This is a genomic window from Polystyrenella longa, from assembly GCF_007750395.1.
Taxonomy (GTDB): domain Bacteria; phylum Planctomycetota; class Planctomycetia; order Planctomycetales; family Planctomycetaceae; genus Polystyrenella; species Polystyrenella longa.
Map to the genome: position 1 here is coordinate 5,574,366 of NZ_CP036281.1, position 20,563 is coordinate 5,594,928.

Annotated in this window: 6 protein-coding genes; 5 read left to right on the forward strand and 1 reads right to left on the reverse strand. The window is 47.9% G+C overall.

The annotated features are described in order from the left end of the window. Window positions 1-70: 70 nt before the first annotated feature. From Pla110_RS20470 to Pla110_RS20495, 5 genes are all read left to right on the forward strand, one after another. On the forward strand, window positions 71-11,617 hold the full coding sequence (locus Pla110_RS20470; protein ID WP_197440344.1) for an Ig-like domain-containing protein: 11,547 nt from the start codon (window positions 71-73) through the stop codon (window positions 11,615-11,617). Window positions 11,618-11,725: 108 nt separating this feature from the next. Further along, on the forward strand, window positions 11,726-12,088 hold the full coding sequence (locus Pla110_RS20475; RefSeq protein WP_144998730.1) for a hypothetical protein: 363 nt from the start codon (window positions 11,726-11,728) through the stop codon (window positions 12,086-12,088). Window positions 12,089-12,170: 82 nt separating this feature from the next. Continuing rightward, on the forward strand, window positions 12,171-12,539 hold the full coding sequence (locus Pla110_RS20480; RefSeq protein WP_144998731.1) for a hypothetical protein: 369 nt from the start codon (window positions 12,171-12,173) through the stop codon (window positions 12,537-12,539). 642 nt (window positions 12,540-13,181) lie between these two features. Beyond that, entirely contained in the window at window positions 13,182-15,524 is a 2,343-nt protein-coding gene (locus tag Pla110_RS20485; RefSeq protein WP_197440345.1) for a recombinase family protein, read from the forward strand. Window positions 15,525-16,327: 803 nt separating this feature from the next. After that, on the forward strand, window positions 16,328-17,395 hold the full coding sequence (locus tag Pla110_RS20495; protein ID WP_197440346.1) for an integrase core domain-containing protein: 1,068 nt from the start codon (window positions 16,328-16,330) through the stop codon (window positions 17,393-17,395). Window positions 17,396-17,980: 585 nt separating this feature from the next. Here Pla110_RS20495 and Pla110_RS20500 read toward each other — a convergent pair. Then, window positions 17,981-20,512 (reverse strand): RHS repeat-associated core domain-containing protein, encoded by a 2,532-nt coding sequence (locus tag Pla110_RS20500; RefSeq protein WP_144998739.1) that lies wholly within the window; start codon window positions 20,510-20,512, stop codon window positions 17,981-17,983. Window positions 20,513-20,563: the final 51 nt, after the last annotated feature.

A 20,563-nucleotide genomic window follows, 5' to 3' on the forward strand; every position in this document is an offset into this window, starting at 1 on the left:
TCAATCTAGATAGTCTGCCATTCACTGATTCCTCTGAAATAGGCCGACTCTGATGATCTTGACGGATTGGTTGTCTAAGCTGCGCACAGCGAAACGCTCTTCGAACCCGTTTCAATTTCGACCCGGAAAACGTAAGCACATCCAGCGTGCTGAACAGCGAATAGGTCAGTTCGATGCGCTTGAGCAACGGGTGCTCCTCTCAAACATTACGTTTAATATCAGTAGCGACTCCAGTACCGTAACCGAAGAGGATACCGATGGTGACAACAACCGAGTTGCCTATACGATAGGGTATTCCGGATCGCTTGCTCAAGGAGATACCGCGAGTGTTGACGTGGGGCACCTTCCGGGAACGACCAGTGCCGGAGATTACGCAATCACGGATCCGGTCTTAACTGCCCTCGACTCCTTGGCAGACGGAACCAATGGGATAGACTATGTCGGAAATAGCCTTGTTTTTACGGGTGGTTCGCAAGTCTCAACCACCGATTCTCAGTACGCCGGAGATTTTTCGATTGGTGCGGCGGGAGACGCCTCCTGGTCAAATCCGTCCAATGCACTGACAAATTCATTGTCAACGCACGCTTTCGCGGAAGTGGATCGGGATACCAGCGATCAGCTGATTTTAAGGGATTTCAATTTCAGTGTTGATCCGAACGCGGTGATCGAAGGGATCGAAGTCACGCTTAAGACCAATGGTTCGGATAATGGAAACTCGATACCGGTCAAAATCACTAAAAATGCTTCGACTTCTGCGGGAATCGCCGCGTCAACCAGCGGCTCGTGGGAGTCGGGGACTTTAGTCGCGGGAAGTTCCACAGACCTTTGGGGAACGACCTGGACGGCAGCCGATATTAATTCGTCCAACTTTGGGGTCATTGCACAGGTAGATGGCAGTTCTAATGGTGATATATTCAACCTGTACACGGTGAATATTAAGGTGACCTATACTGAACCGTCGCTTCCAACGAGCATTACTTTTTACGTTGATATAGCCAATGATGGTGATACCGAAGGGAATGAAAACTACAGTGTTGAGCTGAGCTCTCCCTCGGTTCCCTCCGGATATACAGCCTCTCTGGGGGCAAGTATTGCGGCAACGACCATTGTCGATGACGATGATGACCTGATCTTTTCTATTAGCAGCTCGGCGACCTCGGTGACTGAAATCACGAGTGATGGTGACAACAATCAAGTCACGTTTACGGTGGATTACACGAATGTTTTGCCTCCGAACGAAACTGCCAGTATCAATATTGCACATGCACTGGGCAATACTGCTCCCGTAGATTACGTGGAAGACCTTGCCACGGCCATCAATGATGCTTTGGTTTCCACAACAGGGATTGTTTACAGCAATGGAACGCTTACCTTTACCGGAGGGTCCGGAAATGACACCAGCCTCGACTTCGTGTTGGAGCTGGTTTCGGATCAGTCCGAGGAAGGACCGGAAAACTTCAGTCTGTCAATCAATACCCCTGCCACCTCGTCCGACGTTGGCAAGCGTCTCGGAAATGAATCTGTTCAGGTTAATATCGTTGATGATTTCATTCCCAACAGTGCTCCGGCAATAACGAATAAAACCCTGACAGTGGTGGAGGGGACGACTGGATATGCTGTCGGAATCCAGGCTCCGACTGACACTGATGGGGACACGTTAACGACCACGGTGACGACATTGCCCAGCCTGGGCGTGATTAAACTGGCATCTGGATCCGTAGTTTCCGTAGGTCAGACGCTAAACAACACCGACCTGACAGGCTTGATCTACGATGCTCCCGTGGCGTATTCAACCGGTCAGGCTGTGGGAGACTTCATCTACAGCGTGTCGGATGGCGAAGATTCAACAACAGGCACTGTTGATATTGTCATTACTGAAAACAGCAATCCGGCGTTGCCCAGTTTTAATTATCTGGCGTTGTTGAACGACACGGGTGTCTCGGACATCGACAAAATTACCACTGATCCAACCATTACTGGAGATGTGGATACTCCGGGAAGTACACGTGATACGGCGATTCAGGTTGACTGGAACGGCGACGGGATTGTTGATGATTACAAGCCCACAAGTCAAAATGGTGAGTTCCAGTATTTGGCTCCGAATCTGGCTCCCGGTTCAATCACCCTTCATGTCCGTGTCATTGATGAAGAGGATAGCCTGATTGGAGACTGGATTCAGTTCAGTTTTACATTGGAAGAGATCGATAACGGAATTAACGATCCGCCAACCGCTGTGGATGATAGTGCGACTCTGTTTTCCACCGCAGCCGGGACATTTAACCTGCTCAGTAACGATACCGATCCAGAGAACGATGCCCTGAGTGTTGTTGCTCTCGATACGTCTCGACTTGCCTGGGGAACGTTGCAAAATAATAACGACGGGACGGTGACCTACACGGCAAGCGATCCCAACTTGCAGGCGATTGTAACTGAAGGGTTTTCCTACACCATCGACGATGGGAACGGAGGCCAGAGCACAGCTAACGTTACCCTGAAAGTCCTCCCAGCAGGGCTGACCGAAGCGGATCCGAAAATTACCACTATCTCCCTGGTCGAAGATACTGGATTATCAGGTACAGACCGAATTACACAAAACCCGGATGTTCAGGGGGTCTTCTCTGGTTCAGATTACCGGGATACGGGCATCGAAATTGATCTCAATGGAGATGGAACGGTTGATCAGACCACCTATCCGGAAAGCTCGGGGGCATTTTTGTTTACTCCTGCAGGAATTAATCCAGGTCTGCAACAAATCTTTCTCCGTGCTCATGATGAAGAAGACTCAATCCTGGGAGCCTGGTATGGTTTTGCCTTCGAGTATCAGAATCCGAATGCAGTCAATGATCCTCCGACAGCAGTGGCCGATGATCTCGAAGTGCACGAGGGAACCCCGGCTACGATTAACCTGCTGGCCAATGATAGTGATCCCAACCTGGACCCGCTCAGCCTGATTGATCTTAACTATTCAGGACAGTTCGGTACGGTTCAAAATAATGGGGATGGGACGGTTACCTTCACTCCGAATGATGACGCTATTGATTTTGCGATCGTCAAGGACTCCTTCTCGTATGTCATTGATGATGGGCACGGTCATACCAGTGTCGGAATGGTGAACCTGACCATTATTCCCTCAGGGACGTCTTTAAATGGGCCGCAGCTGATCAGTTTGAACTTGGTGAACGATACGGGCGATTCGGACTCAGACTACATCACTCATGACCCGACTTTTTCCGGAGAAGCAATTGATGCCGATTGGCGGGACTCGGAGTTTCGTATCGACACAAATGGAGATCAGATTAGTGATGTGTCGTTCTACATGGACAATAGTAGCCGCACATTCACCTATACGCCGACCGCTTTGAATTCGGGACCGGTTGTTTTTTACGTTCAGGTTTACGATGAAGAAGCGGAAGCCGCCTCTCCCTGGTACGCCCTGTACTTTACCTATCAAGGTACTGGAAACGATCTCCCTGATGCCGTCGACGACTACGGTGCGGTCTACGAAGGGGATACGCTGACGCTCAATTTGCTCAGCAACGACACGGATCCAGATTACGACGCCTTGTCGATCTCTTATTATCAGGCAACTGGAAGTTATGGTTCGCTGGCTCAGAATTCAGATGGTAGCTTCACTTACACTCCCAACGCCACAGCGGTAACGGATCAGGTCGTCACCGAAACACTGACTTATACGGTCATTGATGCTGCCGGAAATAGCGATACCGCAACCATCTGGATCACGGTGACACCTGGCCAAACAGTCTCTCGAAATGACAACTATTACATCTCGCCGGACGAACTTTTCTATACCGATTCTCAAACGGGTGTCTTGTCGAACGATGTAGCGGGCTCCACGCTAACAGTTACACTCGTCACTGATGTCAATCATGGTGCGCTGACCCTTAATGCAAATGGGGCATTCTCCTACCAGCCAGATGCTGGTTTCGTGGGCACGGATACATTTACCTATGAAGCAACAAATGAGTTGAATGAAGTCGATACTGCTACCGTTACTTTTTTTGTGATCGAAGCCACTCCAGCAGATGATTATTACACAGTTGCGCATTATCGACGACTGCGTACAGGCAGCTTTGTTGCTGACGTTGAGGCTGAACGCTTCCTTGTGAGTGCACTGGATAATGATTATTTTCCTACCAACAGTGTGCTAAATGCAAAACTGGTTGATGCCCCTGCACACGGTACCGTTTTGTTTGACTTGGACGGATCATTTCTGTATCGGCCTTCCAATGGGTTCGTAGGAATCGACACTTTCACTTATAAGCTTGTCATCGGTGAATATGAGTCTGCACCAGCAACCATTTCAATCGAAGTCACAAATGACTCGCCTGTAGGTAATCCGGACTCATACACTATCTTGCACGATACTCAGTTGGCGGCATTGAATTTCAAAGAAGGCGATGGGGATCAAGGCACTATTGAGGTTCCTCATGGAGTGTTGGAAAATGATACAGATGGAGATGGTGATCTTCTTCGGGCAGCATTGATTTCAGGGCCAGCCAACGGGACCTTGAACTTCAGTGAAACAGGGTTATTTCTCTATAAACCAAACCTAGATTTCTTGGGCACAGATTCTTTCAGTTACTCGATCACTGACGGGGTTATTACATCAGACTCGATCCTTGTAACCATCGATGTCACTGCACCAGAGATGATCGCTTACGATGACACATTCAATCTCGCTCATGGAAATATCTATTTTGGGGAGCTTGTAGCTGACCCCAACAATCCAGGACAGGAAATCCTGAATAGTCCTAACGTGTTAGATAATGACACTTATACGGACGGTCCACTTATTGACGCTGTGGTTGTTGATCAACCCCTTCATGGAACAGTCTCACTGTCTGTTTCAGGTGATTTCATTTACATCCCAGAAGAGGGGTTCACTGGACAGGACTCGTTTGGGTATCAACTAACAGATGGCTTGGTAAGTGGTAATACTGCAACAGTGGTTCTGATTGTCACTAACGAGCCTATTGTAGCTGTGAATGATACATACAATATTTCTCACGTTAATCAATTGTACGCTGGCTTCAGTTCCTATGAATCTCCCGATAGCTTTCTTTACAACACGCTCACAAATGGTACGGAAGAAGAGCAGCAAGTACTGGACTCGTTAGACGCAATGAGCCAAGAGGGTTTGGTGACTATCTATAGTAATGACATTCTGGTGAATGAAATCAATAATGATGGGGATTTGTTGAATGCGGTCTTGGTAACTTCTCCTCAACACGGAGAATTTATATTTTCGAAAGACGGGAACTTTATCTACATTCCCGAAGAGGGATTCATTGGGACAGATGTATTCACTTATCAAGTGAGCGATGGAGTATCCCTGAGCAATATTGCAACTGTTGTGATCAATGTTAACAACAGTGCCCCTCAAGGAGCAGATGATGTCTATTATACACCTCACAATGTCTGGCTTAGTGGGGGTGATACGAGGATCATTGACCCTGCAAGTGATGGGGCGACACAACCTGTTATCGAAGTGGATCCTGTCTTAGCGAATGATGTAGATCTTGATGGGGATGAATTGATAGCGACATTAATCACTGGGCCAGTGAATGGTGTTCTCTATTTTCATGATGATGGAACTTTTACCTACTCGCCCAACTTCAATTTTGTGGGAACGGATACTTTTAGTTACAGTTTGTCTGATGAATATACGACAGGGGTGCCCGTCGATGTCACAATCCATGTGACCAATGCTACCCCGGTTGGCGCCGTGGATTCCTATGAGATTGCTAGTGGGACATATTTAGTAGCCAATCCAGACATTTCTGCAGGTACAGCGACCGTCTTAGAGAATGACGTTGATGCCGACAACGATATCATGACCTCGATCATGGTGACGAGCACCACTCATGGGAGTCTCGTGTTTGAATCTAATGGGTCGTTTGTGTACACACCGAATGAAGGTTTCATTGGGACTGACAGTTTCTCATACAAAATAAGCGATGGCTTCACTAACAGTGCTCCAATTATTGTCACAATTTCTGTGGTCAATGGGGCTCCGCAAACTCAGCCAGATGTCTACGAAGTGTCGATGGATGAAATGCTGACCATCAATTCGCAGGACGCATTGGGCCAGCAAAACTTGTTGGAGAATGACTATGACGCCGATGGAGATAGCCTGACTGTTGAATTAGTCACTGATGTTTCGCATGGGCAGCTTCTCCTGAATACAGACGGTACTTTTGAGTACACACCCAGTACAGGATTCTACGGAACAGACTCCTTTGTCTACAAAGTATTTGACGGACAAAAATACAGTCTGGATACCTCAGTACAGATCGAGGTAATCGAGACCAGCTTTAATGCTGTCTACGACCAATATGAAATTGCTATCGACGAGGTACTCAATGCTAACGGTACGATAGCCTCCACAGTTATGGATAATGATGACAATGCCGGAGTTGTCGGTGTTCAAGCAGTCCTGGTTAGTTCTACCAGTAACGGGGTACTGACCTTAAATAATGATGGGTCGTTCGTTTACACACCTGACACTGGTTTTACTGGAGTAGATACCTTCTCCTACAGGCTAACTGATTCGGTCGAGACAAGTAATACAGCAAACGTGACAATCGTCGTTGGCGACCTCGCAACGGTCGCAGCGAATATGAGTGGTTCAGGTTCAGGTTCAGGTTCAGGTTCAGGTTCAGGTTCAGGTTCAGGTTCAGGTTCAGGTTCAGGGTCAGGGTCAGGGTCAGGGTCAGGTGGAAGCACAGTGTCTGCTCCGATGACCCAGACAGAACTGGCAAATCAAATCACTTCATTGAATCAAAGTATTGCTCGACTGATTGTTGAGGATGTTGCTGTACGCGGGCATGCTGATAACCAAACGCTTTATGTTGCTTTTCAGAATATAAGTGAAACCTATTCTCAGCAGATTAGTGAGGCTCAGTTTGGCTATATCACAGCTTCCATTGAAAATCGTGCCAGCTTCTCGCAAGCGTTTGATGCCGCTTATGGGGACCATGCTTCTGAGTACGATCAGATAAATAGTGCTTTTCTAACGGGTAAAACAGAGGCCATGTCTCTCTACAAAACTAATCTGGGTGAGAACCTGGATCAGTACGACACAGATTTCGTTGAAGCCCTCTCTAGTTTCAATACCGATAAAAGTACCGCTCTCAGAACGTTTGATACCACCCAGGAAAATTTAGATTCCATCTACAATGAACAGTATTTAGAAGCGGTCTTTAATTATTCTAACGAGCTTCACGCGATTCTTCAGACGTACTCTTCCATCCGTAGTTCTGCGGAAGATAGCTATGACGATGCCTGGGATGGCAATCTGATCGCATACAACAACACCACCCAAGCGGCATTTTCTCAACTCCGATCTCAATTGGCAATCATCGGTGATACTCACTACAACCCCAATATATATTACAGTTCAAGCGGATTTGTGACTTCTAAAGCCCAATACGATCAAACGTTAGAAGATGCAATCCAAGATGCCATTGAAACATTCACTCAAACAGTGGAAGCCGCCCTTGACACTTATGAAGCCAGCAAAGATGCAGCGGAACTGGGGTATTATGAAGACCTCGCGGCAGCTGCTCTCATTGAAGGCGATGCAATAACAGCGGCTGAAGACGCATACGATTCTGCGAAAGATGCAGCAAAAGAAACTGAAGATGAGTCCATTCTTGCAGCCGGCCATACCCTCAGCCAGGGCGTAGGTTTACTTGAAGCTACTCAAGAGAATGCTGAAAGCCTGGCAAAAGAGAATTACTCTGCTGCTTTTAGCTTGGCTATTTCTACTTTTTACAGTTCTGCAGAAGCTGTTTACAGCGAGTATCAAGATGAAGAGGTGATTGCATTTGGGAATCACTTGACTGCGTATCAGTCCGCCCAAACACAACACTCCGCAAATATCGATAGTCTGAAAGAAGAGGCAATAACACTTGCCCAAGAGGCTGCTGACAGTTTCGGGGCAACTGTCGAAGGCCAGAACAATCTAATTCTCGATCTGCCGTCAGACCTTGACGCTCGGCTGGACGCGACTGTTTATCTCGCTAACCAAGAGTTCGAAAACGCAGTTGCAGCGGTTGACGATGAATACAAGTATACACTGATGCTCTATGTGGCAGGCATGGAATCAAACGAAGTAATGGCTGACGTCCGTTATCGTCGGGAATTAAAATATCATCAAGAAGACATTCCTTATACAGATGTGGTCGCAGACAAAACTCTGGAACTCGCTGAAGAGGACCTGGAGGCAGATATCAATCGAGCAATTGCGATTCTTGATGCTGCGCTGGATGAGTTTAATGACCTGACAGATGAGGCTGTCGAAAAGCATAAAGCAGTCGCGACTGCAGTCCGGAACTATGCGGCACAGATCATTCCTATTGATGCCGCTATGGGGCGAGAACTCGTTCCAGCTTATGTGGAATACCAGTTCCAGATGGCACACGTGTTTCTCGATTTCGCCCATGCGTATACCGACGCCATGTCTGAGTTAAGTACTCAACAATTACAAATAGACGATAATTTCGAGACAGGAAATGTTCTCCTGGAAAAAGAGTATGATGACGCCGTGATATTAGCCAATGCGAACTATGCTCGTGAAATGAATGAGGCACTTCGCATTAAGGAACACGCGGTACAGGCTGCCGAATACAACTATGTCGTATCGATGATCGACGCCGGTGAAGACTATGGAAACGAACTTGCTCTGGCACTTAGGGCATACGAGAACAGTTACATCAATGCCTCAGATGCGGCGGTCCAGGCACAAGTCTCTGCTGCGCGTACCTGGGTTTCACAGATTGAAATCGCCCAACTCCAGGCCGTCAACACTGCCAATAGTGGCAATGCCGTTTACGGAGGACCCAATAATGTTCTCGAAGACTTGACTGATGTCGAAAAGAATATTTATTACGAATATCAGCTCTATTACGGAAAACTGGCTCGGGCCATGTTAACTCGAATCAGTTCCAATGCCTCAGCTGAGGCTGCTTACGCCCAAACGGAATCCGTTGCCTGGAAAGATCGGCTTCTTCAGGAGCATGCTGCTTTATCACGAGAACTCAAGAGTTTTAATGATGCGGAAGATAGCTACAACACCGAAATTATTGAAGCGAACCATATCTTCAACGAAGAAATGGTTGATGCAGAGAAGGCAAAAAGGGAAGCAATCAATCAGGCTCTTGCTGAGTTTGACACTCGGGATATCAGTGATTTAGTTGAGCGAGAGTCGGCTATCGTGGCTGCAGAAACTGTATACTACCATGCACTGGCGGAATGGAATTATGAGGTTCTCACTGAGTTTTACACAACCCATGCCTCTGATGCTATATTGAGCGATATCGCTGCTAACGAGCTGGCTCAGCTGCAGAAACTCCCCGATCTTGAGCAGAAAGAGCACGACAAGGCAGATGAACAGGGGGTATTCATTAAAAACCGGGCTCAGTCCGCTCACACTCGCTACGCAGGGCAATTCCCTTTGGAGAAAGAGCGGCTTCTGGAAATTATGGAAGACCAGGTCGCTCGTCGAAAAGCGGAAGCCAGAGATAAATATGACGCAGTGATCCAGCGCGGTGTTCGTAATGTCGATGGGACTCGAAAGTCCGCCTCGATGAGATGGACCCACTCCATTGGTTGGTTTGTTGACGACTTTATTCAACCTCTTGCTCGCTATGCCCTTAATGGGGCAAGCATGGGTTACCTGGGCGGCCGATTGTCTTACAAAGACATGATGATGGGCAGCAACGACCCGCTTTTAGAAATTACTTCTGGCATATTTTCCCGTGCCCCCCTGATCGCCGCATCTACTTTGGGAGGCCCGCTGGGGGCCATTACGGGGGGAGTCCTCGCTCTTGAAGCCATCGACGACACGTACGACTCCGTAAAAAGTATCGCTGCCGGAAATGGGAATGGTTGGGATTACTTCACCGTCGTCACAGCCGCAGTCGGACTCGGAGCCGCCTCGAAAAATATCGCGAAATCAACCGCTAGAATCGGTGGAAATAAATTCGCGAAACTAGGCGATGATGTCATGGATGATGTAGGCGTTCTGCTAAATACCTCCCAAACGGGTTGTTTTGTATATGAGACTCCCCTGATTGTCACTCCTGAATCTCTATTACTAACAAACGAAATGATGGATCTCCAGCCGGTTGAAACCGAACAGATTGAATCTAAATTCCCTCTATTATTTACGATCCTGATAGGAGTCGGTGGTTCTTGGCTTCTGAAGAAACCAAGAAATTCCCGTAAACATCATGATGAAAAGAAACGAATTCACACATCAATACTTCAAGACCACAATTCGATGGAATCGGAAGAGAGTCTCATGAAAGCCAGGTTCGATGCCGTAGACAGCTTGTTTAGCGATTACGATTCTACAGACGATGAAGAGGAAGCTTTGTACGACACTTCAAATCATTCCTCTTTACATATAGAAGATTACGCTGAGGACGCTCTTAATCCAGCTCATGAAAGCCAATCGAGAGAAAAACTCTCTGTTACTGCTGTCAGAAAACCCGACTCCCGTAAACGCTGGTCACTGGCAACCATGTGGTTAATTCTCTGGGGGTTGATTGGTGGATTCTTCTGTTGGCCGAACGTGGGGCCAGATACGGCACCGGAACTACAAGCGTCCGTCGCTTCCACCGGTTCTCACGCTACAATCAACATTGGCGATGCCAAAGTTGGCATGAAGACGGTTGGCACCAACCCGCTCCGGGATGAATACGACACCAGCCTTCCCGACGTGGATCCGAAGACCTGGCAGTTAATGACTCTCAAGGCGCCGAAGAAAGATGGCTCCTGGTCCGACGTCCAGATGCTTCGCCCGGTCGAATGGATTGAGGAGCAGGCGGCCCGCGTCGGTCACTCGATCTACGTCTCCGTTCCGGAGTGCGGTATCGATGGTGACGCCGAGATCCTCGACATCAGCCCCTGCCCACCAATCGCTCCCGGTGATGGCGAAGTGATCACGGCGACGTACAAGCACCAGAACGCTTCGATCATCGATGTCAAAATTGCTTCCGAACCAGTCGCTCTCGGTTCCACCCCGAATCACCCCTTCTGGTCCGAGGACCGACAGCAGTTCGTCCGGGCAGATGAGCTGAACCTAAACGAGAAGGTGCGGACTTTAACCGGCGTTTCGATCGTCGAACAAATCCGCCTACGCCCCGGTCGGCATATTGTCTACAACATAGAAGTTAAGGGGGAACATGTTTATCATGTGGGCACCGGCGGGGTCTTGGTGCATAACGCGGTGCATTGTCCAAGGGGGCTTCCTTGGGGGAATCCTGGCGCTAGCCAGACAGCCAACTGGATGTATAAGACTGGTCCAGGAGATTTTCGTGTTAATTCACGGGATGAAGCTTCTGAAATTCTATGGAGGATGTTTACTGGACGAGATAACGGCTACGTCAACACAACGGGATGGCACACAAATGATGGTGTAAGAAAGCAGTTGGGGAATAAGTTAAAGACTTATCATTGGGATGATGCTATAGAAACAGACGGGCGTGTCGGAAGCCATGGAATCGATAACCCACACGGTCTTGGTCCTCATCTTCAAATTCACGATCAAGAAGGTGATATCTTTCGTATATTCTGGCTATCCGATTAACCTGAACCTTCTGTTTTGGGACAATTAATACCTCTGAGCAAGTATTGGGTAAGAGTTCGGTTTGCAACTATTTTGACTCCGTTAAGATCATAAAAGGGACTATAGAACATGGGATTTCCTCCTTCTATGAATGATGCGCTGTCAGTATTTGGCAGCACGGCAACGGAGATACACTGCAATTATCCGGACGAACGCGAGTTCGTTTCATTGATAATGTACAACCCAGGAAATGATCCTTTTTATTTTCTCCGTTTCCCTTTTCTGCTCCCTGATGAAAACAATTATCGGCTGAGGCGATATCGAGTTCTCAAGCAGAACATCGATAGCAACAAAGAAATAATTATCTACGACTTGATAGAGGTTCAAACATTGAACTTACCAACATTTGAAGCTGTTAGTTTCATTCTCAACCAGTGGGGAGTGCCTATTAATTCATTCGGCGACCCTCGTAAATGTGACGCCCCTCTTTAGGGGTAGAAGGTGATGAGGTTAGTTTGTAGTTTGACAATGTCTGTCATTCATTAGCTCGAAACCTTTCATTCAAGTGTTAACCATGAAGCTGCCTCCGAATATGCTTTCCGCATTATCAGAACATGGTCGTCTGGTTGCTGAATTACAGAATCTCCTCGAAGAGGATCGTGTTTATGCGATGATTTTCCACTTCGATACGACTGAAGACCCGGAATTAATAAAGCGATTCCCATACCTCAAGGGTCAAAAATTCGGTTATCGCGTCATGAGGTTTCGAATTCTGCAGGATGATCTCAACGACAATTCGACTCTTTGCAACATCAAACTTATGGACTTGCAGGACGTGTGTGTTGCTTCAGATGAAGCTGTTGCATACCTGCTGCATCTTTGGAATACCCCTCTGGAGCTATTTAAGTCGCCCGACCAGTCAAGCATACCGAATTTAAAGTAGACCCAGAGGAGCGATATCGCCCCCTGCCCACCGATTGCTCCCGGTAACGGCGAAGTGATCACGGCGACGTACAAGCACCAGAACGCTTCGATCATCGATGTAAAAATTGCTTCCGAACCAGTCGCTCTCGGATCCACACCGAACCATCCCTTCTGGTCTGAAGACCGACAGCAGTTCATCCGGGCAGATGAGCTGAACCTCAACGAGAGGGTGCGAACGTAAAAGGGGCGGTGGCTTACGGAACCTCGAATTGAATGAATCCGATTTCGTATTTCGACCGCGGCGTGGTGCCGACTGCGTTCTGGATTGCGATTATGTTTAATTCCTTCCCGATAATGTGCTCAATAAGCAGCACTGATAAGAAAAGTGGAGGACTTGATGGAGGACTTTTCAGTATCAACGAAAAAAGGACTCACATCTTTCGACGTAAGTCCTTATATAGCGGAGAGAACGGGATTCTCTAAACGCCAGTTGGCGTACCGTTTGTATAAAGGTATTTTTGGCTGTAACAGCTTATTTGCCAATAGTATGCGTTTCAATCGTGTTTTCTTGTTTGATGATTCGCAAGAGTAAATATTGTAATTTCTGGCACACCGTGCCAAACCGGTTCGTTTGATGCCTCCACATTTTGGAGGCTTTCAAATGAAAGACTTTTCTAACGATTCTGAGTCCAATAAATCAAGTAAGCCCAACAGTTCGGGGCCGTATCTGTCCAAGAGCGAAAGGAGAAAAATCGAACAAGGGTTACCCTCTGAAGAGACGCGGCTGGCTATGGCCAGAACCTATCTTGATTTGCAGACACAATACTGGCCCGAGTTGGTTGAAGCGGGCGTATTACCTCAACTGACCGAAGCAAATGTAAAACAACTCGCCGACGAGTTTAAATCCGCATTCATTACGGATTCACAACCATTTCCGAAACCACTGTCCGGAAAGGCGAACTGTGTGTACTTGCGGTATTCCGACGAAAATTCCAATAAACGGTCACTCGCTCAGCAGCTTAAGAATGTCCTCAGTAGAGCGAACAGTGACCGAAAATTCGTGTCTTGGAATCATATCTGTGCCGACGCCGCGATAAGTGGGACGACTCCTTTTCGTCGAGATTATCGTAAACTGCTGAATTGGATCACTAATAATTCTGATCAGATCGATCGGGCATACGTGGATGACCTGAGCCGGCTCAATCGAAATCTGGCAGAAAGCGTCAGCCTTAATCAACTCGCTATGGATAATGACGTATCGCTAATAGGTGTCACAGACGCGACGGACACTTCAGATCCGAATCTCATGATGATGAGCGTTTTTAACTCTTTACAGAACGAACAGTTCATCAACAGCCTTCGGCAGAAGGTAGAACGAGGTATGAACGACAGTTTTGAACAGGGAGGAAACCTGCACCCGCCGTCATTCGGGTACAAGCTTGTCATGCTCAGGGATGCCGATGGCGAGCCTAAATTATCGCGTCAGGGAAAACCGATTAAGGAAAAGGTAATCAACGAAGATGAAGCTGAATGGGTTAGAAAAATCTTCGACTGGTTCGTTTGCCAAAACTGGTCCCGCCAGAAAATTGCCAAGAAATTGAATACCAAAGAGGTTGGCGGCAAAAAGACCTGGGATTCTCGGAAGGTCCTGCAATTGCTCGAACGATCGGTTTATCGAGGTATTGAGTGTTATCGAACGTCTACTCAGAAGAAGGATCGCAGATCGGGTAAAGTGAAGGTTATTCCTAAACCTGAATCTGAGTGGTTGAAAAGAGACGTCCCTCACCTGAGAATCACCTCTGACGATCTCTGGAACCGTGCTCAGATCAAGTTGCAGATAACCAGATCGTTATACACTAAGAATCGGAAACCACGAGGGAGTCGTACAACCTTATCACCCACTCTGCTTGTCCGCCCAGTTTGTGGATACTGTAGTGCACGATTGCTATTGGCCCATTCCTCCAAATATCAGTCGCTGAGCTGCATGAATGGTCGCGAAAAGAAACATGACTGCCAACTGTCGACGCATAAATCAGTTCGAATTCTCAACAAAGCAATTCTGTCGAAGCTGCATCAAGAAATCTTCACCGAAGAATTCCTGCAAGCATTCTTTGAACAGGCAAATCGAGAGCTCGAGCAGTTATTAAACGAACCTGCGGAAGATCTTACTCCTCTGAAGAAAAGGCTGGAGAAGCTGCTGAAGCAGGAAGCGAAACTCACGACACTATTAACCGAGGAAGACGATTTGAATGCAATTCTGGAAGCTCTCAGAACCGTTCAGGCGGAGAAAGGTGAGATCGAGAGGAGATTGAGTGACGCAGAAAAACATTCCTCTACACCTCCCAGCCCAATCGATCCACAATTCGCGATCGAATGCCTCAGAGATATCGAGACCCTTTTAAAAGAGGACGTGTCGCATGCTGCTCCAATCCTGGAGACTCTCACTGGTCCGATCCGGATCACCCAGGGAGAAATCGTCTCAGGGAAACGGAGTGCTGTATGGCATGCTGAGTTCACGATCAACACCACTCAATTCATGGTCGAACTGAGCCGCGCCAGGAATTATCCAACGGCCGGTACTTGGGAGTTCCTGAATACTCGTAGTTGGACAATCTCCAAGGCTATCTCTACGGAGGTCGATCTCGTTTCTGTTCACGAAAAAAGAGCTCTGGAATTCCGAAGACTCCACGACAAAGGAATGAGTGTTTCGAGCATTGCTCAGAAGGTGCGATGGAACGAAGAGTATGTTTCGGAGCTAATCCGGGCGTGTCAGGAAGACAGAAAGCCTGATCTCATTACACCTTTTTATCGAACTGACGCAGCTTCCAGACCACCAAAGAAGTCCGTGTTGATTAAAGATGACGTCCTGAGGCTTCGAGGGAACAAAGGTATGGCGTTCCGAAAGATCGCTTCCTGGCTGAATGCGAACAAGTCGATCAAAGTGAGCGCTCAGACAGTGAAACGGACTTGGGATGCTTACGCTCGATCTGAGCCCGAAGGCTGATGATCACTCAAAGAAAAAGACTGTCTGTCTTTTCAGAAATAACCTCCTTTGACTTCACGGGCAAGGGAGGTTGTTTTTCGCTCGTTTGTGTGCTCCCTGAGTCTGTGCTCCCTGAGTTACTGATTTCAACGCTGACTCCCGCAAGTTCAATGTCAAATAACGGGATCCTAAACGCCTTGACAATCGGCGATCAGTCCTTTGATTTTCGTTCTTTGGTCGGGTATAAATTGAACACTTGGATACGATTTTTGCTCAGTCTCGAGTTTAAGACGTTTGCAAAGGAGCGCGAACTCTACACCCACGTTGAGTAGGGGATATCGATCACGGAGTCGGTTAAAGTATAGCGTCTTCCGCATCATGACATTTTAAACTACTTGGACAATTGCAGCCCCTATGGAACTGATCGATAACATTAATACGCTGCTGGGAGAGAATCTCAAACGCACTATAGAGCCAGGGGCCAGACTCAAAATTGCCGCCTCCTGCTTTTCAATATATGCTTACGAAGCTCTCAAGAAGGAACTCGAGTCGATAGATTCTCTCCAGTTCGTTTTTACCCGTACCGTAAAAAAACTCAGCCGAACTGAAAACACTACAAATTAAGGGGTCTGCGAGACACCATCGGCCTTGATTCTCAGACGAGTTGGCAACAACTCTCGTCGCTACATTCAGTACAATCGTTGTCTCCAGTCGTGAAGACTGGCAGCGATACACGATTCGGGAGTGCGACGGCTCAGAGAATGGCTATAGTTGCCATAGTAACCCTCCCCTTCACTTTTGCAACTGATTAGATGGAAATTGTGATGCAGCCCTGGCACCTGCTGGTTTTCGCTCTGGTAAGTTGGGTGAATCGCGAACAGCAATTGGCGATTGAATACCTCAAGACCGAAAATAGTATCCTCCGCGATAAACTCGGTAAGAAACGGATCCTACTGAACGATAACGAGCGTCGCCGCTTGGCGGTCAAAGGAAAACAGCTTGGTCGGAAGTTGCTGAGTGAACTCGGCGCGATCTTCACTCCCGATACCATTCTCCGCTGGCACCGGGAGTTGATCGCCCGTAAATGGAACTACACTTCAAATAAACCTCGTATCGGTCGACCTCATATTCGGCGGAAGATCGTCGAACATATTTTAAGGTTTGCGAAAGAGAATCCCACGTGGGGAGCTGATCGAATTCAGGGTGATTTGTCCAACGTTGGATTTCACATGACCGACGCGACTGTCAGGAATGTGCTCAAGTCGAACGGTATTGAGCCTGCCCCCGACCGTCCCGCTTCAATGTCCTGGGAGACGTTTCTCAAAGCTCACTGGGAAGCGATCTTCGCCGTTGATTTCATCACGGTAGAAGTCTGGAAGAAAACGGGTTTGACGACGTTCTACGTCATGGTGGTGATGGAGCTGAAGTCTCGTAAAGTCGAGATCGCAGGCATCACTACCAACCCGAATAAACAATGGGTGACACAAGTTGCACGCAATCTGACCGGCGACGATGGTTTTCTGGAGCATGCTTCGCATCTGATCTTGGATTGCGACACGTCGTTTCAACCACTGCGTTCGTTTCTGAAGGAACAGACTCAGATTGAACCGGTGCTGCTTCCGCCGAAAAGTCCCAACATGAATGCGTATCTCGAACGCTTTATGAGAAGTTTGAAATCGGAGTGCCTGAAAAAGATGATCTTCTTCGGCCAGCATTCTCTCGAAAGAGCATTGCGGGAATACGTTGCTCACTACCATTCTGAACGAAACCATCAGGGACTGGAAAACCAGTTGATTGATCCTGGTGAAGAAATTGGATGCGTCGCCGGCAAGATCGAATGCAGAGAACGTCTCGGTGGGCTGCTCAAGTATTACTATCGCGACGCAGCTTGAATCAGCCTCGAATAGATGTCGGTCCTCGTGTTGTGATTTCCCGCTACCGTTGCGCTCGGAAGGTTATTTTCGCATTGAATCTGACAATCAGCTTCGAGCAGTGAAACGAATCTCGTCCGAAAACCATCGCTTATCAGCAACATAACTACTTGAAATCACTTGTTTTCAATGTCGGCTGAATATGTTTACGATACGAGTTTCACGTTATCGCTGAGGTCGTTCGGACTATGCTCACATGATTATGAGTTATATATCAACTAGTCTATTGGCGATGATCTTTCAAGAGTCTTAAGAATGTGATCAAGACGATAATATAATCTGGAACAACGCATTGGAGGAAAAGGTTCCAAAGTACACACCATTCGAGTTTTTACTTGATGTGGATGATGCGTATCTACAATAATACCAATTGTTACGCATTCGCCTTCAGGAGTACTCACCGTAATGAGCTTTGCGGATTCATCATTGCCAATATCTCGTATCTCTGTTTTCAGATCAATGCTATCTGCTCCATGCATATCTAAAATAATGTCTTCTAATTTATCCGTCACTCTCTTGTCGAAGCGATAACCTCTCATCCCCATATTAAAAACCCCATCCCCTGAAAAAAGCTCTAGCAGCAGCAGTTACGCAACTGAATGCGAAACCCGATTCTCCACCAACGATAACACTTTGAGGAAACAACACTGGAATTCCTGTAATCAAGCCACTGCTTGGAGTCCATGTATTATAGATTTGCATGCGTCCGAGAGCACCAAAACCACTTTCTGATGTAGCCACTGCATGCTGCCATTGGCCATTTGCGCCGTATTTTACATGGAGGAAGAAGGGTTTTCCAGATCGGCTTAGGGCAAGGTCCATTGTACCACCACCGGCTGCATTCCATGTCCAAACGGCCGCGGCGGCATACCCAGAAATTGTCGAGATCCATGCTAGAGAATTTGTAGCGGTACCCAACCAGGAATTATTCAACCCTGTATGATTCCAATAAAAGTCACGTGCTTCATGCAGGTTATCAATGGAACGAAAAGTGAATGTGTCCAAGAGATTTAGATAACCAGCCATTGCTCCGTCTCGAAAACCTTTCCAAGCTCTGGAAATCTGGTCACGTGTAACAGTGCCTTTAAACACAGAGGTAATAATGCCATTCTGTTCAGCGTTATTCAATGTGCTTACTGAATGATTATATGCATTTCCAACTGCTGGGATAAGAATAGACGCAAGCCCTGAAATAAGTGATGTTGTTATAAGAAAGTTTGTCAATGAAAACATCCCCGTCGGATCAATCCCGTTCACCGGATCGCCGTGCGTATACAAATACTTGTGCAAACTCTGCGGATCTCTCAGGTTTCCAAAGAACGGGTCCAGCCTATTGAAGCCACCCGTATCCGCATTGTAATACCTGGCTCGCAGGTATTGCTGCTGGATGCGGGTGTCAAATTGTTCGCCGCTGTAGAGCATGCTCGTAACAGCAGTGGCTTCGTTGAATCCAATCGCGATTCCATAAGCATCATAGGTAAAGATTTGTGGAATGCTGTTCACGACCGTCACCGCCGCCAACATGTTGGTCAACATACGAACGGAACCGTGACCATCGTGGAGCATGATGCTGTTCAGGCCGGTCGGGTTTGCGCTATCGTATTTGACCTGTTGCAGAACATCGAGGCCGAGCGTGTAGATCACCCGTTCCGTTTCGGCCTGGCTGTTCAGGTTGTCCACGGTGACTTCTTCAATGACCTGTGAATAACCTGTGTGGTTCATCGGATCATTGAGATACGTCGTCGTTTCGTCAACTTCCAGGTTACTGTCGTAATCCGAGTCCACTGCATGATGGGCCGAAACACGAATGCCCCGGTCATCGTACTCGAACGTAGTGATTTCCTGCCCACTGATCGAACCACTGGTGTAGGTGTCAATCGTGACTGTTTCCAACCGGCCTTGCAGGTTGTAATCGAACGACGTGTCGGTCAATACCGTGTTGGCATAAGTCGCTTTGACTTCCTTGCCCGTTTGCAGCGTGTTGGTGTAACTGTACGTGGTGGTCGTGTCGTCCGTTTCGAGGTTGGTACCATCGTCAACATTACCCACGACCTTGGTTTCGGTCAGCAGTTGATCGGAATCGTTGTAGGTATAGGTGTACGTCTCATCGATATCCAAATCGAGATCCTGATCGACCGTCTTCTTCAGCCGGTTTCCGACGAGGTCGTAGGTGTAATTGGCTTCGAAGTCCAAAGCGTTATCATGGCTGTCAAAGACTTCGGTTATTAACCGGCCCAAATCATCGTAAGTCCAACTGAACGCATCCACCAATGGCGTCCCGTTGTCCCAGCGGGTCTCGGTGGCAGCCGTTCGTTTGCCATCCGCCCGAACCGTGTAATCGTAACTAGCCAGTTTATCGTTATCGGAGAGATCGTTGGGCGTGCTGTCCGGTTCGTAATGTGTTAACACATCCAGCCGGTACAGGTCATCATATTCATAAGTGGTAATCAAGCCGTTCGCGAGATCAGTTCGGACGAGGTTCCCGACGGCATCATAAGAATACGTCGTCACCTCCGGTGTTGAGAGCGCGGAATCGTTGCGTTCATGCACCTCGACGGTTTTCAGGCGATTGAGCGAATCGTACGTGTACCGGAAATCGTTTTCGACGTCGCTCGGGTCACCAGTCGTCACGCGAGTCTTCAGGCCCGTCAGGTCGTCGTACTCGTAATTAAGGATCCCTTCGGGCGAACTGATCCTGGTGATGCGGCCATCATCGTCGTACGTGTAATACGTTGTGCCCCGGTCATCGGTCATACTCGTTTTACGGTACTGATCGTCGTAGGTGTAACTGACCGTTTCATCCGGTGTATCGACATCGGGATCGGCGGACGAGTTGAAGTATTGCAGTTCATCGAGCAGACCTTCGTCCGTGAAGAGCCGGTCCATCACGTTTCCTTCGAAGTCTTCGCTCCGGTACTGGCGATCCTCATCGTCGTACCAGGACTGTTCATCCCCCGTGACGGGCAGGGTGCGCGTCAGTTGCTGGTTCTGCGCATTGAAGGTGAAGTCCGTTTCCCGATCGAGCGGATCGGTGATCTGCGTCATGTTCCCGTAGACATCGTAGTCGTACTCATACACCGGGGCGGTCAGTGTACCGCCGTTCTGCGGATCCGCGACTTGCGGTAACGT